At 67.8% G+C, this 16,313-nt stretch carries 16 protein-coding genes and 2 tRNA genes; 7 read left to right on the plus strand and 11 right to left on the minus strand.

Annotated features, from left to right (window positions below):
* Positions 1-105 precede the first annotated feature (105 nt).
* The 11 genes from ACZ5J1_RS17425 to dnaA form a co-directional block, all read right to left on the minus strand.
* A tRNA-Ala gene (locus ACZ5J1_RS17425) sits at positions 106-178 on the minus strand.
* A gap of 27 nt (positions 179-205) precedes the next feature.
* Positions 206-334: a DLW-39 family protein gene (locus ACZ5J1_RS17430; protein WP_464560814.1), complete on the minus strand. Its 129-nt coding sequence runs from the start codon at positions 332-334 to the stop codon at positions 206-208.
* 56 nt (positions 335-390) lie between these two features.
* Positions 391-464: transfer RNA gene (locus tag ACZ5J1_RS17435), tRNA-Ile, on the minus strand.
* A gap of 76 nt (positions 465-540) precedes the next feature.
* Positions 541-1,050, minus strand: coding sequence for a DUF3566 domain-containing protein (locus ACZ5J1_RS17440; protein WP_464560816.1), 510 nt, complete (start codon positions 1,048-1,050; stop codon positions 541-543).
* Entirely contained in the window at positions 1,050-3,683 is a 2,634-nt protein-coding gene (gene gyrA / locus ACZ5J1_RS17445) for a DNA gyrase subunit A (protein WP_464560818.1), read from the minus strand. The genes ACZ5J1_RS17440 and gyrA overlap by 1 nt, the downstream gene beginning before the upstream one ends.
* Before the next feature lie 17 nt (positions 3,684-3,700).
* On the minus strand, positions 3,701-5,809 hold the full coding sequence (gene gyrB, locus ACZ5J1_RS17450) for a DNA topoisomerase (ATP-hydrolyzing) subunit B (protein WP_464560820.1): 2,109 nt from the start codon (positions 5,807-5,809) through the stop codon (positions 3,701-3,703).
* Between the two features lie 147 nt (positions 5,810-5,956).
* The gene (locus ACZ5J1_RS17455) at positions 5,957-6,481 is read right to left on the minus strand and encodes a DciA family protein (protein WP_464560822.1); all 525 of its coding nucleotides are present in this window, start codon (positions 6,479-6,481) and stop codon (positions 5,957-5,959) included.
* A gap of 13 nt (positions 6,482-6,494) precedes the next feature.
* Entirely contained in the window at positions 6,495-7,685 is a 1,191-nt protein-coding gene (gene recF / locus ACZ5J1_RS17460) for a DNA replication/repair protein RecF (RefSeq protein ID WP_464560824.1), read from the minus strand.
* A 56-nt stretch (positions 7,686-7,741) separates the two neighbouring features.
* Positions 7,742-8,632, minus strand: a complete 891-nt coding sequence (gene gnd / locus ACZ5J1_RS17465; RefSeq protein ID WP_464560826.1) for a phosphogluconate dehydrogenase (NAD(+)-dependent, decarboxylating) — start codon at positions 8,630-8,632, stop codon at positions 7,742-7,744.
* Between the two features lie 49 nt (positions 8,633-8,681).
* Entirely contained in the window at positions 8,682-9,812 is a 1,131-nt protein-coding gene (gene dnaN, locus ACZ5J1_RS17470) for a DNA polymerase III subunit beta (protein WP_464560828.1), read from the minus strand.
* A 376-nt stretch (positions 9,813-10,188) separates the two neighbouring features.
* A complete protein-coding gene (gene dnaA / locus ACZ5J1_RS17475) occupies positions 10,189-11,709 on the minus strand; it encodes a chromosomal replication initiator protein DnaA (protein ID WP_464560830.1) in 1,521 nt (506 codons plus the stop codon).
* Between the two features lie 332 nt (positions 11,710-12,041).
* Between dnaA and rpmH the strand changes: the two genes are divergently transcribed.
* The 7 genes from rpmH (at position 12,042) to ACZ5J1_RS17510 (ending at position 16,241) form a co-directional block, all read left to right on the plus strand.
* Positions 12,042-12,179, plus strand: a complete 138-nt coding sequence (gene rpmH, locus ACZ5J1_RS17480; protein WP_464560832.1) for a 50S ribosomal protein L34 — start codon at positions 12,042-12,044, stop codon at positions 12,177-12,179.
* 46 nt (positions 12,180-12,225) lie between these two features.
* On the plus strand, positions 12,226-12,561 hold the full coding sequence (gene rnpA, locus ACZ5J1_RS17485; RefSeq protein ID WP_464560834.1) for a ribonuclease P protein component: 336 nt from the start codon (positions 12,226-12,228) through the stop codon (positions 12,559-12,561).
* Positions 12,558-12,815 (plus strand): membrane protein insertion efficiency factor YidD, encoded by a 258-nt coding sequence (yidD, locus tag ACZ5J1_RS17490; protein ID WP_464560836.1) that lies wholly within the window; start codon positions 12,558-12,560, stop codon positions 12,813-12,815. The genes rnpA and yidD overlap by 4 nt, the downstream gene beginning before the upstream one ends.
* 6 nt (positions 12,816-12,821) lie before the next feature.
* Positions 12,822-13,760: a membrane protein insertase YidC gene (yidC, locus tag ACZ5J1_RS17495; protein ID WP_464560838.1), complete on the plus strand. Its 939-nt coding sequence runs from the start codon at positions 12,822-12,824 to the stop codon at positions 13,758-13,760.
* Between the two features lie 60 nt (positions 13,761-13,820).
* Positions 13,821-14,327: a Jag family protein gene (locus tag ACZ5J1_RS17500; RefSeq protein ID WP_464560840.1), complete on the plus strand. Its 507-nt coding sequence runs from the start codon at positions 13,821-13,823 to the stop codon at positions 14,325-14,327.
* A gap of 91 nt (positions 14,328-14,418) precedes the next feature.
* Positions 14,419-15,141, plus strand: coding sequence for a 16S rRNA (guanine(527)-N(7))-methyltransferase RsmG (gene rsmG / locus ACZ5J1_RS17505; protein WP_464560842.1), 723 nt, complete (start codon positions 14,419-14,421; stop codon positions 15,139-15,141).
* A gap of 161 nt (positions 15,142-15,302) precedes the next feature.
* Positions 15,303-16,241, plus strand: coding sequence for a ParA family protein (locus tag ACZ5J1_RS17510; RefSeq protein WP_464560844.1), 939 nt, complete (start codon positions 15,303-15,305; stop codon positions 16,239-16,241).
* Positions 16,242-16,313: the final 72 nt, after the last annotated feature.

Raw genomic sequence — 16,313 nt, forward strand, 5'->3', positions numbered from 1 at the left:
GACCGGGCAAGTAGTTCGGAGCGGGATTTGGGGCCACTTGGGGTACGGGAGTCGATCGAAGCCCGAAATGAGAGAAACCCCAGGCTCACCTGGGGTTCCATCGTGTGGAGCCTAGGGGACTCGAACCCCTAACCCCCTGCTTGCAAAGCAGGTGCGCTACCAATTGCGCCAAGGCCCCGGTGGCCGCCGTACGACGGCTCGGGATTCAGTTCGCGGGCGGGACGGTGTCGGTCGCCTCGGCCCAGAGGGCACGCTCGGCGTTCGACTTGGCGAGCTGCTTCTTGGCGAAGATCGCGGCGATGACCGCGAGCGCCAGGACGATCAGCTTCTTCATCTCGACCCCTAACTGAAGAGACGACCCGCGTCTGGTGACACGAGCCGTCTATCGCGTGCGCTTAGGAGGACTTGAACCTCCGACCCCCACATTATCAGTGTGGTGCTCTAACCGTCTGAGCTATAAGCGCAGGTGGTCCGCAGGTGGAAGCCCTTTGGACCGAGGAAAAACTTACCGGAGCGACGCCGGGAGACGAAATCGGGGCGTCACCGCTCCTCGGTGAGCGTCGTGTCGATGCCCCCGACGAGCGCTGCGGCCATGTTGTAGAGGAACGCACCCAGCGTCGCGATCGCGGTGATCAGCACGATGTCGATCACGGAGACGAGCACGGTGAAGCCCATCACCCGACCGGTGCCGAGGTAGTCCTCGACGTTGAACTCGGTGCTGTCCTGGTTGCCGACGACGTCGCGGACCGAGGAGTTGATCGACTCCCACACGCCGGCGGCACCGAGCACGGACCAGACGATGAACACGGCCACGACGGTCACGATCGCCAACGCGATCGAGAGCACGAACGACACCTTCATCACGGACCAGGGGTCGACCCGGGACAGGGTGAGCCGGGCCCGGCGGGCCTGCTTCCCGCTGGCCTTCACCGGTCCGTTCTCCCCGACCGCGGTCGTCTTGAACTCCTCGGCAGCGGCGGAGAGCCGCTCCTTGATCTGCTGTCCCAGTCCGGAGCGGACGGCGGTGTCGGCGTTGTCGGTGTCGGCCATCAGTCCTCCGGCGTCTCAGTCGGCTCGGCAGCCTCAACGCTGCCGTTCTCCTCGAGGTTAGCCGCCGATTCCAGCGACGCCTCATCGCCGTTGGCCTCGCTGATGTCGCCAGCCTCGTCGTCCTCGTCACGCGCCTCGACCGAACGGGTGACCACCGCGACGGTGTCGTTCTTCTTCGGGGAGACGAACTTCACCCCCATCGTCGAGCGACCCTTCGGCGAGAAGTTGTCGTCGATCGGGGACCGGACGACCTGCCCGGAGGCCGTGATCGAGAGGATCTCGTCGCCGTCCTTGACGATGAACGCACCCACGAGCGAGCCGCGCTTCTCGTCGGAGAGCTGCATCGCCTTGATCCCGAGACCGCCACGCGACTGGATCCGGTAGTCCGAGATCCGGGTGCGCTTGGCGAAGCCACCGTCGGTGATGGTGAAGACGTACTGGACGTTCTCGTCGCTGGTCTCCGAGGCGGCTTCCTCGGCGCGGATGATCGACATCGACAGCAGCGCGTCGCCGTCACGGAACTTCATCCCCGACACACCGGACGTGGCGCGACCCATCGGACGCAGCTGGGTGTCGTCGGCGATGAACCGGATGGCCTGACCCTTGCGGGAGACCAGCAGGACGTCGTCGTCGGAGTTGACCAGCTCGGCGCCGATCAGCTCGTCGTCGTCCTCACGGAAGTTGATCGCGATGACGCCGGCCTGGCGCGGGGAGTTGTAGTCGGCCAGACGGGTCTTCTTCACCAGACCCGACCGCGTCGCGAGGACGAGGTACGGCGCCTGCTCGTAGTCACGGATCGCCAGCACCTGCGCGATCGACTCATCGGGCTGGAACGAGAGCAGGCCGGCGACGTGGCCGCCCTTGGCGTCACGTGCCGCCTCGGGCAGGTTGTACGCCTTGGTCCGGTAGACCCGACCCGCGGTGGTGAAGAACAGCAGCCAGTGGTGGTTGGTGGTCGCGATGAAGTGCTCGACCACGTCGTCGCCGCGCAGGGTCGCGCCACGCACGCCCTTGCCGCCGCGCTTCTGCAGCCGGTACTGGTCGGCGCGGGTCCGCTTGGCGTAGCCACCACGGGTGATCGAGACGACGAGGTCCTCATCGGGGATGAGGTCCTCCATCGACAGGTCACCGTCGGCGGCGATGAACTGCGAGCGCCGGTCGTCGCCGAACTTGTCGACGATGGCGGCGAGCTCCTCGATCACGATCGCGCGCTGGCGAACGGGCTGCTCGAGGATGTCCTTGAGGTCGGCGATCTCGAGCTCGATCTCGGCGAGCTCGTCGATGATCCGCTGGCGCTGCAGCGCGGCGAGGCGACGCAGCTGCATCTCGAGGATGGCGTTGGCCTGGTCCTCGTCGACGTCGAGCAGCCCCATCAGGCCGATCCGCGCGTCCTCGACGTCCGGCGAGCGCCGGATGAGGGCGATCACCTCGTCGAGCATGTCGAGCGCCTTGGCCAGACCGCGCAGGATGTGGGCCCGCTTCTCGGCCTCGGCCAGGCGGTACGCCGTCCGGCGCTGGATCACGTCGATCTGGTGGGCGACCCAGTTGGAGATGAACTGGTCGATCGTCAGCGTGCGCGGCACACCGTCGACCAGCGCCAGCATGTTGGCGCTGAAGTTCGTCTGCAGCTCGGTGTGCTTGAGCAGGTTGTTGAGCACGACGCGGGCGACCGCGTCCCGCTTCAGCACGACGACGAGGCGCTGTCCCGTCCGCGACGACGTGTCGTCACGGACGTCGGCGATGCCCTGCACGCGACCGGAGTCGGCGAGCTCGGCGATCTTGAGCGCCAGGTTGTCCGGGTTGACCATGTAGGGCAGCTCGGTGACGACCAGGCAGGTGCGACCGCGGTTGTCCTCGTCGATCTCGATCACCGCGCGCTGGGTGATCGAGCCACGGCCGGTGCGGTAGGCCTGCTCGATGCCGGCGCGGCCGACCAGGAGCGCCCCGTTGGGGAAGTCCGGCCCCTTGATCCGCTCGATCAGGGCGTCCTGGAGCTCCTCGCGGGTCGCGTCGGGGTGCTCGAGCGCCCAGGTGGCGCCCTCGGCGACCTCACGCAGGTTGTGCGGCGGGATGTTCGTCGCCATACCGACCGCGATACCGGCCGAGCCGTTGACCAGCAGGTTCGGGAACCGGGCCGGCAGGATCGTCGGCTCCTGCTCCTTGCCGTCGTAGTTCGGCTGGAAGTCGACCGTGTTCTCGGTGATGTCGCGGACCATCTCCATGGCAAGCGGCGCCATCCGGCACTCGGTGTATCGCATGGCCGCGGCGGGGTCGTTACCGGGCGAACCGAAGTTCCCCTGGCCCATCACCAGCGGGTTGCGCATCACCCAGGGCTGGGTGAGGCGGACCAAGGTGTCGTAGATCGCCGAGTCGCCGTGCGGGTGGTAGATACCCATCACCTCACCGACGACACGGGCGCACTTGTTGAACCCGCGGTCGGGGCGGTAGCCGCCGTCGTACATGGCGTAGAGCACGCGTCGGTGGACGGGCTTGAGCCCGTCACGGACGTCGGGCAGCGCGCGGCCGACGATGACGGCCATCGCGTAGTCGATGTAGGAGGCCTGCATCGACTGCTGCAGCTCGACCGGCTGGATGCGGCCGCCTCCGGGCGTGGGGGTAGGGGTCTCAGTCACGAGTCAGTACTCCGAGATCAGATGTCGAGGAAGCGAACGTCTTTGGCATTGCGCTGGATGAAGGTGCGTCGGGACTCGACGTCCTCACCCATGAGGATCGAGAAGATCTCGTCGGCCTGGGCCGCGTCCTCGAGCGTCACCTGGAGCAGGATCCGCTGGTCGGGGTCGAGCGTGGTCTCCCACAGCTCGTCCGCGTTCATCTCGCCGAGACCCTTGTACCGCTGGACCGGCTGCTCCTTCGGGAGCTTCTTGCCGCTGGCGAGGCCGTCCTTCATCACCGCGTCGCGCTCGGCGTCGGAGTAGACGAACTCGTGCTCGGCCGGCTTGTTCCAGCGGATCCGGTACAGCGGCGGCTGGGCGAGGTAGACGTACCCCTCGGTGATCAGCTGCGGCATGAACCGGAACAGCAGGGTCAGGAGCAGGGTGTTGATGTGGTGACCGTCGACATCGGCATCGGCCATCAGCACGATCTTGTGGTACCGCAGCTTGTCGGCGTTGAACTCGTCGTGCACGCCGGTGCCCAGGGCGGAGATGATCGCCTGGACCTCCTGGTTGGCGAGCACCTTGTCCAGGCGGGCCTTCTCGACGTTGAGGATCTTTCCTCGGATCGGGAGGATCGCCTGGATCCGCGGGTCACGACCGGTCTTGGCCGAGCCGCCGGCGGAGTCACCCTCGACGATGAAGACCTCGCACTCCTCCGGGTTGTTCGACTGGCAGTCAGCCAGCTTGCCGGGGAGCGCACCGTTGCCGAGCAGACCCTTGCGACCGCGGGCCAGGTCACGCGCCTTGCGGGCAGCGATCCGGGCGGTGGCCGCAGCCTGGGCCTTGCGGATGATCTCCTTGCCCTCACCGGGGTTCTGCTCCAGCCAAGCACCGAGCTGGTCGTTGACCGTCGACTGGGTGAAGCCCTTGGCCTCGGTGTTGCCGAGCTTGGCCTTGGTCTGACCCTCGAACTGCGGCTCGGAGATCTTGAGGCTGATGATCGCGGTCAGACCCTCACGGATGTCGTCACCCGTGAGTCGGTCCTCCTTCTTCTTGATCAGGCCCCACTCCTCGCCCCAGCGGTTCATCAGGCTGGTCAGCGCGGCACGGAAGCCCTCTTCGTGCGTCCCGCCCTCGGGGGTGTTGATCGTGTTCGCGAAGGTGTGGACCGATTCGTTGTACGACGACCCCTGCCACTGCATCGCGAGCTCGAGGCTCATCGGGTTCGCCGCGCTGTCGCCGGTCTCGGCCTCGAAGGAGATCACCGGGGAGAGCGCGTGCTTGCGCTTGTTCAGGAAGTCGACGTAGTCGGCCAGGCCGCGCTCGTAGAGGAAGATCTGCTCCAGGCTGCGGGCGCCGGACTCGTCGCTGACCGCGTGCAGGTCGGTGTCGTCGACCTCGACGGCCTCGCCGTCGAGCGTGTCCTCGACGATGTCGGCCAGCTCGGCACCCTCGGGGCGCTGGTCACGCAGGATGATTCGCAGACCCTTGTTGAGAAAGGCCATCTCGCGGAACCGCGTGACGATGGTGTCCAGGTTGTAGGTCGTGGTCTCGAAGATGTCGGGCGAGGCGGTCCAGGTGATCGTGGTGCCCGTGCCCTCACCGTCCTCGAGCGGACGGACCGCGCGCAGCGCGTAGTCGGGGGCACCGAGGCTGAAGTCCTGCTCCCAGACCTGGCCGCGGTTGCGGACCTCCATCCGGAGGTGGTCCGAGAGGGCGTTGACGACCGAGGAGCCGACACCGTGCAGACCGCCGGAGACCTTGTAGCCGCCGCCGCCGAACTTTCCACCGGCGTGCAGGACGGTCAGGGCGAGGGTCGCGGCCGGAAGCTCCTGGCCGGGCGCGATGTCGGTCGGGATGCCACGACCGTTGTCGGCGACGCTGACCGAACCGTCGTCGTTGAGCGTGACGATGATGGTGTCGCAGTAGCCGGCGAGGGCCTCGTCGACCGCGTTGTCGACGATCTCCCAGACCAGGTGGTGGAGGCCGCGGACACCGGTCGAGCCGATGTACATACCGGGACGCTTGCGCACCGCTTCCAGGCCTTCGAGGACCTGGATCGCCGAGGCGTCGTAGCTGTTCTCCTCGACTCCGTCAGGCGCGTCGGTCACAGGGGTCTGATCCGAATCGGTCACACCCTTCATCGTACCGGCTAGCGCCCGGGAATTCAGGGTACGCCCTCAGGGTGGGGACAACCAGAGCCCCAAATGGCCCCAAAAGGGGCAGAGAACGCCTCTGGAAGCCGTTCCGAGGGGTACGGCTAGGGGTCTGTATGGCGACCGGGCCGCTGATCAGCCGTAGGTGTCGCGTGGTCCACGGGCCCCGCGGATGGATCGGGGGCCCTTCTTCCAGGTCGGTCCGACCGGCCCGAGGACCTCGATCTCGAGCACCGTTCCGTGCCCGAGCTCGGTGTTGAGCCGGCGCAGGATGTCGGGCAGGAAGAGGCGCAGCTGGGTGGCCCAGGCGGTCGAGTCGGTGCGGACCACGAGCTTCCCGTCGGCGAAGGTCTCCGGGGAGGAGTGGTCGCCGATCTGGTCGCCGACCAGCTCGGCCCACCGGCTGAGCACGCTCTGCACCTTGAGGTCGACCTGCCAGCCGCGGTCCTCGACCAGCCGACCCACCAGTCCTTCGAGCAGCTGCGGGTCGCGGTCGTCCGGATGGGCCCCGCTCACCCGGGGAGACTTCCGCGTCGACGAACGGTTGCGGTTGCGGGCCTTGGCCCGTGGCGACGCGTTCGCCACCGCCCGGGTCAGGGAACGGGCCAGGTCCAGCCCGTCGGGTGCCGGCTCCGGCTCCTCCGGCGGCGTCGCACCCACGGGTGCCTCGTCCTCAGGATTCACGTGAGACCTCCCCGGCCCGGACCAGGAAGCGTGTGCCCTGCAGCGCCTCGGGTACGTCGGCACCGACCGCGGCCGTGACCAGCACCTGCTCCGCACCGGCGACCAGGTCGGCCAACCGCTCCCGGCGTCCGGTGTCGAGCTCGGCGAAGACGTCGTCGAGGATCAGGATCGGGTCGTCGCCCTCGGATCGGAGCAGGTCGTAGGCGGCCAGCTTGAGCGCCAGCGCGAACGACCAGGACTCCCCGTGCGAGGCGTACCCCTTGACCGGCAACCGCTGGCCGTCGCCGGCGATGGTGAGGACGAGGTCGTCGCGGTGCGGCCCGACGAGGGAGACGGCGCGGTCGAGCTCGTCGGAACGGCGTCGGTCGATCTCGGCCAGCAGGATCTGCTCGATCAGTGGGCGGACGTCGACGCCGCGCTCACCCAGGTCGCCGGCGAGTGCGGGATCGACGCCGCTCAGGTCGACCGACGAGCGGTACTCGATCTCGGCGTCGTCGCGGGTCGCCCCGCGGGCGACGGCTTCGTAGGCCTTCGCCACGTAGGGACCGAGCGCGTCGACGAGGGAGAGCCGGGCGGCCAGGATCTCGGCACCGGCGCGGGCCAGCTGCTCGTCCCAGACCCCGAGCGTCGCGAGCATCCCCTCGGCTCCGGCACCTCGACGGGCGCGAGCGGACTTGAGCAGGGTGTTGCGTTGCCGGAGCACCTTCTCGTAGTCGGCCCGGACACCGGCCAGGCGCGGCGTCCGGAGGACGAGGAGGTCGTCGAGGAACCGGCGCCGGTCGGACGGGTCGCCCTTGACCAGGGTCAGGTCCTCGGGGGAGAACACGACGGTGCGGACGAGGCCGATCAGGTCCCGCGTCCGGGGAAGCGGTGACCGGTTGATCCGCGCCCGGTTGGCCCGGCCCGGGTTGAGCTCGACCTCGAGCGTCGCGGTCCGCCCGTCACGGATGACGGCGGCCCGGATGAGGGCCTGCTCGGCACCGGCACGGATCAGTGGGGCATCCGTGGCGACCCGGTGTGACTGCAGCCGGGACAGGTAGTCGATCGCCTCGACCAGGTTGGTCTTGCCCTGACCGTTGAGGCCGACGAACGCCGTGACGCCCGCGTCGAGCGGAACCTCGACGTCAGCGTAGGAGCGGAAGTTGTGCAGGGTGAGGTGGCTGACGTGCGACGCCCTCACCTCCGAAAGTCAATAAGTCGACTTATCTCTTTATCGATCACGACGGAGGGGGCGGGTCACGCCTCCGACTCGGAGATCACCGCGTGACCACCGAACCCGTTGCGCATCGCGGCGATCGCCTTCATCGCGTAGTCGTCCTCCTGGCGGGAGACGAAGCGGGCGAAGAGGGAGGCGGAGATGGCCGGCACGGGGACGGCGTTCTCGATGGCGGCCTCGACGGTCCAGCGACCCTCACCCGAGTCCTCGGCGTAGCCGCGGATCTCGTCAAGGTGCTCGTCGGCGCGGATCTGGTCGACCAGCAGGTCCAGCAGCCAGGAGCGGACCACGGTGCCGGTGCGCCAGGAGGCGAAGATCTCCGGGACGTTCTCGACGATGTCGACCTTCTCGAGCAGCTCCCAGCCCTCGGCGTAGGACTGCATCATCGCGTACTCGATGCCGTTGTGAACCATCTTGGCGAAGTGCCCGGCACCCGGGGTCGGACCGCAGTGGACCAGGCCGTCCTCGGTGTGGGACGGCTTGAGCGCCTCGAGCGCCGGCATCACCTTGGCGGCGTCCTCCGCCTTGCCGCCGTACATCAGGGCGTAGCCGTTCTGCAGGCCCCAGACACCGCCGGAGACGCCGCAGTCGACGAAGCCGATGCCCTTCTCCGCCAGGGAGGCCGCGTTGATCGCGTCGTCGGTGTACTTCGAGTTGCCGCCGTCGACGACCAGGTCGCCGTCGCCGAGGAGCTCCTTGAGGGAGGCGATCGTGGAGCGGGTCGGGTCGCCCGCGGGGACCATCACCCAGACCACCTTCGGCGAGGGCAGCGCGGCGACGAGCTCCTCCAGGCTGGCCACGTCGGTGACGTCCGGATTGAAGTCGAAGCCGGTGACCTCGTGGCCGGCGTTGCGCAGTCGCGTGCGCATGTTGCCGCCCATCTTGCCCAGACCGATCAGACCGAGATGCATGGCGGGTTCCTTCGCGTGGTTCGTGGCTTGGTTCGGGTGAGTGGCGTCGTCAGGAGAGCAGACGACGCGGCATCAGCAGGTAGCGGAACTGGTTCTCCGCGTCCTCAGCGCCGGAGATGACGACCGGCTTGGACGCCTGGGTGAAGGCCAGCTCGACCACCCCGGCATCGATCGCGTTCAGTCCGTCGAGCAGGTACTGCGGGTTGAAGCCCGTGGTCAGGTCCTCGCCGGTGGTGTCAGCGCTGATCGACTCCGACGCCTGCGCCTCGTCGCCGCTGCCGGCATCGAGGGTGAGGACGCCGTCGTTGAAGGCGAGCTGGACCGCGGTGTTGCGCTCGGCGACCAGGGAGACGCGCTTGACCGAGTCGATCAGCTCGGCCTTGGAGACCTTCGCGACCGTGAGGTGCTCGGTCGGGAAGAGGCTGCGCACCTTGGGGAACTCCCCGTCGAGGAGGCGGGTCGTCGTACGGCGGACTCCGCCGGCGACCTGGCCCTCGAAGCCGATGATCCCCTCACCGGCGCCGCCGGTGGCCAGGGCGATCGTGATCTCCGACCCGGCGGTGAGCGACTTGGCCGTGTCGGCCAGGACCTTCGCCGGGACCAGGGCGGCCAGCGTGGAGTCGGGCGTGGAGGGGTTCCAGGCGACCTCGCGGATCGAGAGCCGGAAGCGGTCGGTGGCCAGCAGCGAGATCGTCGAGCCGTCGATCTCGAGGCGGACACCGGTGAGCACCGGCAGCATGTCGTCACGACCGGCGGCGGTGACCGCCTGCGACACGGCGTGGGCGAAGTCCTCGCTGGTCACGGTGCCGGCAGCGGTCGGCATCTCGGGCAGCGTCGGGTAGTCCTCGACCGGCATCGTCTGCAGGCTGAACCGCGCCGAGCCGCAGGTCAGGCTGACCCGGGCGCCGTCGAGGGCGAGCTCGACCGGCTTGGCCGGGAGGCTGCGCACGATGTCGGCCAGGAGCTTCCCGCTGACCAGGGCGGTGCCCTCGTCGGCGACCTCGGCGGTGAGCGTGGCGCGAGCCGACGTCTCGTAGTCGAAGCTCGAGAGCACCAGACCGGCATCGGTCGCCTCGATCAGGAGTCCGGAGAGGACGGGCGTGCTCGGACGGACGGGCAGGCTGCGGGCAGCCCAGGCCACGGCCTCGGCGAAGACGTCGCGGTCGACGCGGAACTTCACGGTGTACGACCTTTCGCGGTCATGACGGGGTTCATGTCAGGACATGGGAGCGGACATGGGATCTGAATCCTGCCACGCACGCCCACCGAGCGGGAGTCCGGTGTGGTTTTCCCCAGGTAAGGGCGTGGAGTGGATTTCACGAGAGATCGATCCGGTTAGAGGTTCATAGGAGTCATAGCCTCGGTGGAAACTGTGGACAACCGGTGTTTCCGCAGGTCAGCCCTCGAAATGATGACTCACAGGGGGTGTGGATGAACTCGGGGAACTACACGTTCTGGTGTGGAACGGCGCGGCGCCCTGTGCACTCGGACGTTGTAGTTCCGCATCTCACCACCGTGTAATTCATTTGTCTGACCGCAGTTGTGCACAGGCTGGATCAGCCCTGACGAGCCGTGACCTTGACCCGGTTGGTGAGCTCGGTGACCTGGTTGAAGACCGCACGACGCTCCGCGAGGAGCTGGTTGATCTTCCGCTCGGCGTACATGACCGTGGTGTGGTCGCGGCCGCCGAACTGGGCGCCGATCTTCGGCAGGGACAGGTCGGTCAGCTCACGGCACAGGTACATCGCGATCTGCCGGGCCATCACCAGGTGGCGCCCACGGGACGGCCCGGTGATCTCGTCGATCGAGATCCCGAAGTACTGCGAGGTCTGGGCGATGATCAGCCCGGTCGTGATCTCCGGCTCGCCGCCGTCGGGGATGAGGTCCTTGAGCACGATCTCGGCCAGGGGCATGTCGACGTCCTGGCGGTTGAGGTTCGCGAACGCGGTCACCCGGATCAGGGCGCCCTCGAGCTCCCGGATGTTGGTCTGGATCTTGGTCGCGATGAACTCGAGCACGTCCGGCGGTGCGGTGAGGCGCTCCATGGCGGCCTTCTTCCGCAGGATCGCGATCCGGGTCTCGACGTCCGGCGGCTGGACGTCGGTGATCAGTCCCCACTCGAACCGGTTGCGCAGCCGGTCCTCCAGCGCCTCGAGCCGCTTCGGGCTCCGGTCGGAGGTCAGCACGATCTGCTTGTTGGCGTTGTGCAGCGCGTTGAAGGTGTGGAAGAACTCCTCCTGCGTCTGCGTCTTGCCCTCGAGGAACTGGATGTCGTCGATCAGGAGGACGTCGACGTCGCGGTACCGACGCTTGAACCGGTCCTGCCGGTCGTCACGGATCGCGTTGATGAACTCGTTCGTGAACTCCTCCGAGCTCACGTAGCGCACCTTCGCCCCGTGGTAGAGCGAACGGACGTAGTGACCGATCGCGTGCAGCAGGTGGGTCTTGCCCAGCCCGGACTCCCCGTAGACCAGCAGCGGGTTGTAGGCGCGGCCGGGAGCCTCGGACACGGCGATCGCGGCCGCGTGCGGGAACCGGTTCGAGGACCCGATGACGAACGTCTCGAAGGTGTACTTGGGGTTCAGCCGGGTCTCGAGCGAGCTCTGCGCGGCTTCCTCGGGTCGCTGCGGACGCGGCGGGGTCGGCACCAGGCCGGGTGCGGGCGCATCGCGGCGGGGCGCGAGGTAGTCGTTGTCCTCGGAGGGGATCGACGTGGCGAGGGTCTCGTCGTCCCCGGGCAGAGCCGGCAGACCGGAGGTCGCGGGAACCGCCGGCTGGGCGGCGACGGGCTCGACGGCTTCGGTCTCGAGCTCGGGGTTGACCGTGACGGCGATCCGCACCTCGGCGGCGAGCTCGATCGAGAGCGCCTCCTCGAGCTGGCCGCGCAGGGCACCCTCGAGCCGGTTCCGGGTGAAGTCGTTCGGCACCGCGACGATCGCCGTGTCACCGTGGATGGCGACCGGGGCGCTGGTACGGACCCAGGCCTGCTGGCTCGGCTGGAGTCCCGCGACGACCGCCCGCCAGGCTCGATCCAAAGGGGTGTCAGCGGTGCTGTCCCCGGCGGCGTCGGCGTCCATGCAACGGCCTTCCGTGTCGACAAAGCGACCTCCGCGATGCGAAGGCGCCGTGTGGTGGGTTCGAGTCTCTCCACACCTTTGTCCACAAGCTGTGGAGCGTATTTCACGCTGAAAGGGTCTGGAGTAGGCCGTGAACTTAACTCTCCCGTCGGTGCCGGAGCAACATGTTGTCCACAGGCTCTTCGGCGGCTCGGACGGGGGTGTCGTCGAGGGTTTGACCCTGTCATTCGGCAACGCGTACCGTTTGGCGGTCGCTGGAATGACGAGAAGTGCTACACGCACGGATGTCGCTCGGGCGGACACTTCCCAAGAACTGATCAAAGGACATCCTCGTGAGCAAGCGTACTTACCAGCCGAACAACCGTCGTCGTGCCAAGACGCACGGTTTCCGCCTGCGCATGCGTACCCGTGCCGGCCGCGCGATCCTCTCGGCCCGTCGTCGCAAGGGCCGCAGCGAACTCGCTGTCTGATGCTCGACAGCCTCCGCTGACCGTGCTTCCCCGGTCGCAGCGTCTCGTGGACCCGGACGGCTTCTCAGCCGCGGTCCGTCGAGGTCGCCGTGCGGCGTCGCGCACCGTCGTGGTTCATGCCTGGCTCCCTGAGTCGGCATCGGACGGGATGACGCACCCGCCCCGGGTGGGTTTCGTGGTCAGCAAGGCTGTCGGATCAGCGGTCACTCGCAACCGCGTGAAGCGCCGTCTTCGTCACCAGGCCCGGGAGCTGCTCACTGCGCTCCCGGGCTCTGTTGTGCTCGTCGTCCGGGCACTTCCTGCCTCGGCCGAGGCTTCCTCGGCCGAGCTCAACGCTGATTTGTCGCGTTGTCTCGAACGTCTTCACCGGGAGGCGTCGTGAAGTACCTGCTCATCGGGTTGCTCCGCGCCTACCGGTTCCTGATCAGCCCGCTCTACGGGCAGGTCTGCCGGTACCACCCCAGCTGTTCCGCCTACGCGCTCGAGTCCGTGCAGGTGCACGGCTCGCTGCGCGGCAGCTGGTTGGCTGCGCGTCGCTTGGCCCGGTGCCATCCTTGGGCCGCGGGTGGTTATGACCCGGTCCCGAAGAAGCCTCTGCTGGATCACCAGCATGACCCCGTCGAACAAGGAGTCTGATCCCTCGTGGGAGACATCATCGTTGCCATTGGCACGCCGCTCTACTACGCCATCTCGGCGATCCTCTTGGCGTGGCACTGGCTGTTCAGCCTGTTCATGGACCCGGAGAACGGCTGGGTGTGGACGCTGTCGATCGTCGGTCTGACGGTCACGATCCGGGCGATGCTGATCCCGCTCTTCGTCAAGCAGATCAACTCCAGCCGGAACATGCAGCTGATCCAGCCGAAGGTCAAGGAGCTCCAGAAGAAGTACGGCCACGACCGTGAGCGCCTGGCTCAGGAGACGATGTCGCTGTACAAGGAGTCGGGCACCAACCCGTTCGCCTCGTGCCTGCCGCTGATCATCCAGATGCCGATCTTCCTGGCGCTGTTCCACCTGATCAACAACGCGGCCGACGGCGTCCCGAAGGGCTTCCTGGACAAGCAGGACGCGAACGGGCTCAAGAACAGCGAGATCTTCGGAGCGAAGATCTCGGAGTCCCTGACCAACCACACCACGACCAACGTGGTCGTGCTCGCGATCATCCTGGTCATCGCGATGACCGTGACCACGTTCGTCACCCAGCGTCAGCTGATGAGCAAGAACATGCCGGCCGACGCGCTCAGCGGTCCCTACGCCCAGCAGCAGAAGATCCTGCTCTACGTGCTCCCCGTCGTCTTCGCCGTCGGTGGTATCGCCTTCCCGATCGCGCTGATGATCTACTGGACGACCTCCAACCTCTGGACCATGGGCCAGCAGTTCTACGTCATCCGGAACAACCCCGCTCCCGGCACTCCTGCTGCCAAGGAGAAGGAGAAGCGCGACCGGGCGAAGGCGGCGGCCAAGGGCCAGCTGACCGACGTCGTCGAGACGGAGATCGTGGACGAGAAGCCGACGCCTCCGCGCCAGCAGCCGAAGCGGCAGTCGAAGGCCGACCGCAAGAAGAACCAGGGTCCGCAGCGCTGAGGCGCTCCCCCACAGACCTGGGCCGGTTCGCCGGCCTCCACTCCCGAGAAGGACAGTGAAGTGACGCAAGACAACGACGTGATCGAGACGACCGCACCGGTGGACGGACGGGTCGCCGCGCTGGAGAACGAGGGCGACATCGCCGCGGACTACCTCGAGGAGCTCCTCGACATCGCCGACCTGGACGGCGACCTGGACATGGACGTCGACGGCGACCGTGCCTCGGTCTCCATCGTGGGTGGAGATCTCTCCAACTTGGTCGGCCGCAACGGTGAGGTGCTCGAGGCTCTGCAGGAGCTGACCCGCCTGGCCGTCTACCGCGAGACCGGTGAGCGCTCCCGCCTGATGCTGGACGTCGCCGGCTTCCGCGCCGAGAAGCGCGCCGTCCTGGAGCAGCTCGCCGCTGAGACGGTGGCCCAGGTGAAGGAGTCCGGTTCGCCGGTCTCGCTCGACCCGATGCCGCCGTTCGAGCGGAAGGTCGTCCACGACGCCATCGCCGCTGCCGGCCTGGTCTCCTCCTCCGAGGGCGCCGAGCCGCGTCGGTACGTGGTCGTCCAGCCTGCTTGAGGTTCCGATGAAGGGCGCTGTTTCACGTGAAACAGCGCCCTTCGTCATTCCTGCCCCCTCCCGTCGTTTCACGTGAAACAGGAGCTCCCCGATGACCGATGACCCCATCGCTCCCCCACCGACCCCGACAGCTGCCACGGCGATGATCGCTGCGGACCGACTCCCGGTCCTCGAGGCGTACGCCGCCTGGCTGGCTGACGCCGGCACCGTGCGCGGCCTGATCGGGCCTCGCGAGGTTCCGCGGCTCTGGGACCGCCACCTGCTGAACTGCGCGTCGCTGGCCGACGTCATCCCGGCCGGGGTGGCCATGGCCGACATCGGCTCCGGGGCCGGCCTCCCTGGCCTCGTGGTGGCCATCGTCCGGCCTGATCTCCAGGTCACGCTGGTCGAGCCGCTGCTGCGCCGTACGACGTTCCTGACCGAGGTCTGCGAGGCGCTCGAGCTGGCGAACGTCGAGGTGGTCCGTGGACGTGCCGACGCGCTGCACGGCGAGCGGTCCTTCGACGTCGTCACCTCCCGTGCCGTGGCTCCGCTGGAGCGGCTGCTGGAGTGGTCGATGCCCCTGGTGTCCCCGGAGGGCGCCCTGGTGGCCATGAAGGGCTCCTCGATCGAGGCGGAGATCGAGACCGCCGCTCCGACGTTGGCACGCTTCGGCTGCGCGGCACCGGAGGTGCTGCTCCTCGGTGAGGGGCAGCTGGAGGAGACGACTGTGGCTGTTCGGGTGGCTTGGGCCGATCCGACCCGCGTATCGTTGCCCGTCTCCGCGAGGCGGACCAGTTCCACGAAGAGCAAGCACGGAAGGCGTCGCTCGTGAGCCAGGATCAGTACCCCGTCGCGGGGTCCGGCCAGTCGATCGGTCAAGAGTTTTCCACCGGTCACCCTGAGCGTGAAACGGCCAGTTCTCCACAGATCGGCGGGTCTCATCCACAGCCGACGACGGACGACGTTTCACGTGAAACCAGCGCGCCGTACCAGGTGCGGCGGGCCTCGGACCTCGCCGATCTCCCCGACCGGATCAGTGACGACGAGACGCCGCTGGCCAAGGCCGCGGAGCACAGCGTGCTCGCTCGGATGGACGCCTCCCAGCGCCCGGCGATGCCGCGTCCTGACGCCACCCGGATCTTCGTCGTGGCCAACCAGAAGGGCGGCGTCGGCAAGACCACCTCGACGGTCAACGTCGCCGCGGCCCTCGCCCAGCTCGGCCAGCGGGTCCTGATCATCGACCTCGACCCGCAGGGCAACGCGTCGACCGCACTCAGCATCGACCACTACCAGGGCACGCCCGGGACCTATGAGCTCCTGGTCGACGCCGTCCCCCTGGCCGACGTGGTCGTCCCCGCGGCCGACGTGCCGGGCCTCGACGTCGTCCCGGCGACCATCGACCTGGCCGGCGCCGAGATCGAGCTGGTCAGCGTGGTCGCTCGCGAGCAGCGGCTGCACAAGGCGCTCCGGAGCCACCCCCGCGTCGGGGACGCCGCCACGGCGGGCGAGGACCGCTGGGACTACGTCTTCATCGACTGCCCGCCCTCGCTGGGCCTGCTCACGGTCAACGCCCTCGTCGCGGGCGCCGAGGTGATGATCCCGATCCAGGCGGAGTACTACGCGCTCGAGGGACTCTCCCAGCTGCTCAAGACGATCGACATGGTCCGGGCTGCGCTCAACCCGACGCTCGCGGTGAGCACCATCCTCATCACCATGTTCGACGCCCGGACGCGGCTCGCCTCCGGGGTGGCCGACGAGGTGAAGGCGCACTTCGGCGACCAGGTGATCAAGACGTACATTCCGCGGTCCGTCCGCGTCTCGGAGGCGCCGTCGTACGGCCAGACGGTGATGACCTACGATCCAGGTTCGCCGGGTGCTCTGAGCTACCTCGAGGCGGCCCGTGAGATCGCAACCAAGGGAGTTTCACTCTGATGGCAGGTCCGAACAAGCGCGGTCTCGGCCGGGGTCTGGGGTCCCTGATTCCGACCGCTCCGCCAGTGGAAG

The sequence above is a fragment of the Nocardioides sp. JCM 18999 genome (assembly GCF_055391175.1).

Coding starts and splice junctions, on each gene's coding strand:
- ACZ5J1_RS17430 (WP_464560814.1), bottom strand. CDS start 334: ATGAAGAAGCTGATCGTCCTGGCGCTCGCGGTCATCGCCGCGATCTTC.
- ACZ5J1_RS17440 (WP_464560816.1), bottom strand. CDS start 1,050: ATGGCCGACACCGACAACGCCGACACCGCCGTCCGCTCCGGACTGGGA.
- gyrB (WP_464560820.1), bottom strand. CDS start 5,809: ATGAAGGGTGTGACCGATTCGGATCAGACCCCTGTGACCGACGCGCCT.
- gnd (WP_464560826.1), bottom strand. CDS start 8,632: ATGCATCTCGGTCTGATCGGTCTGGGCAAGATGGGCGGCAACATGCGC.
- dnaA (WP_464560830.1), bottom strand. CDS start 11,709: ATGGACGCCGACGCCGCCGGGGACAGCACCGCTGACACCCCTTTGGAT.
- rsmG (WP_464560842.1), top strand. CDS start 14,419: ATGACCGATGACCCCATCGCTCCCCCACCGACCCCGACAGCTGCCACG.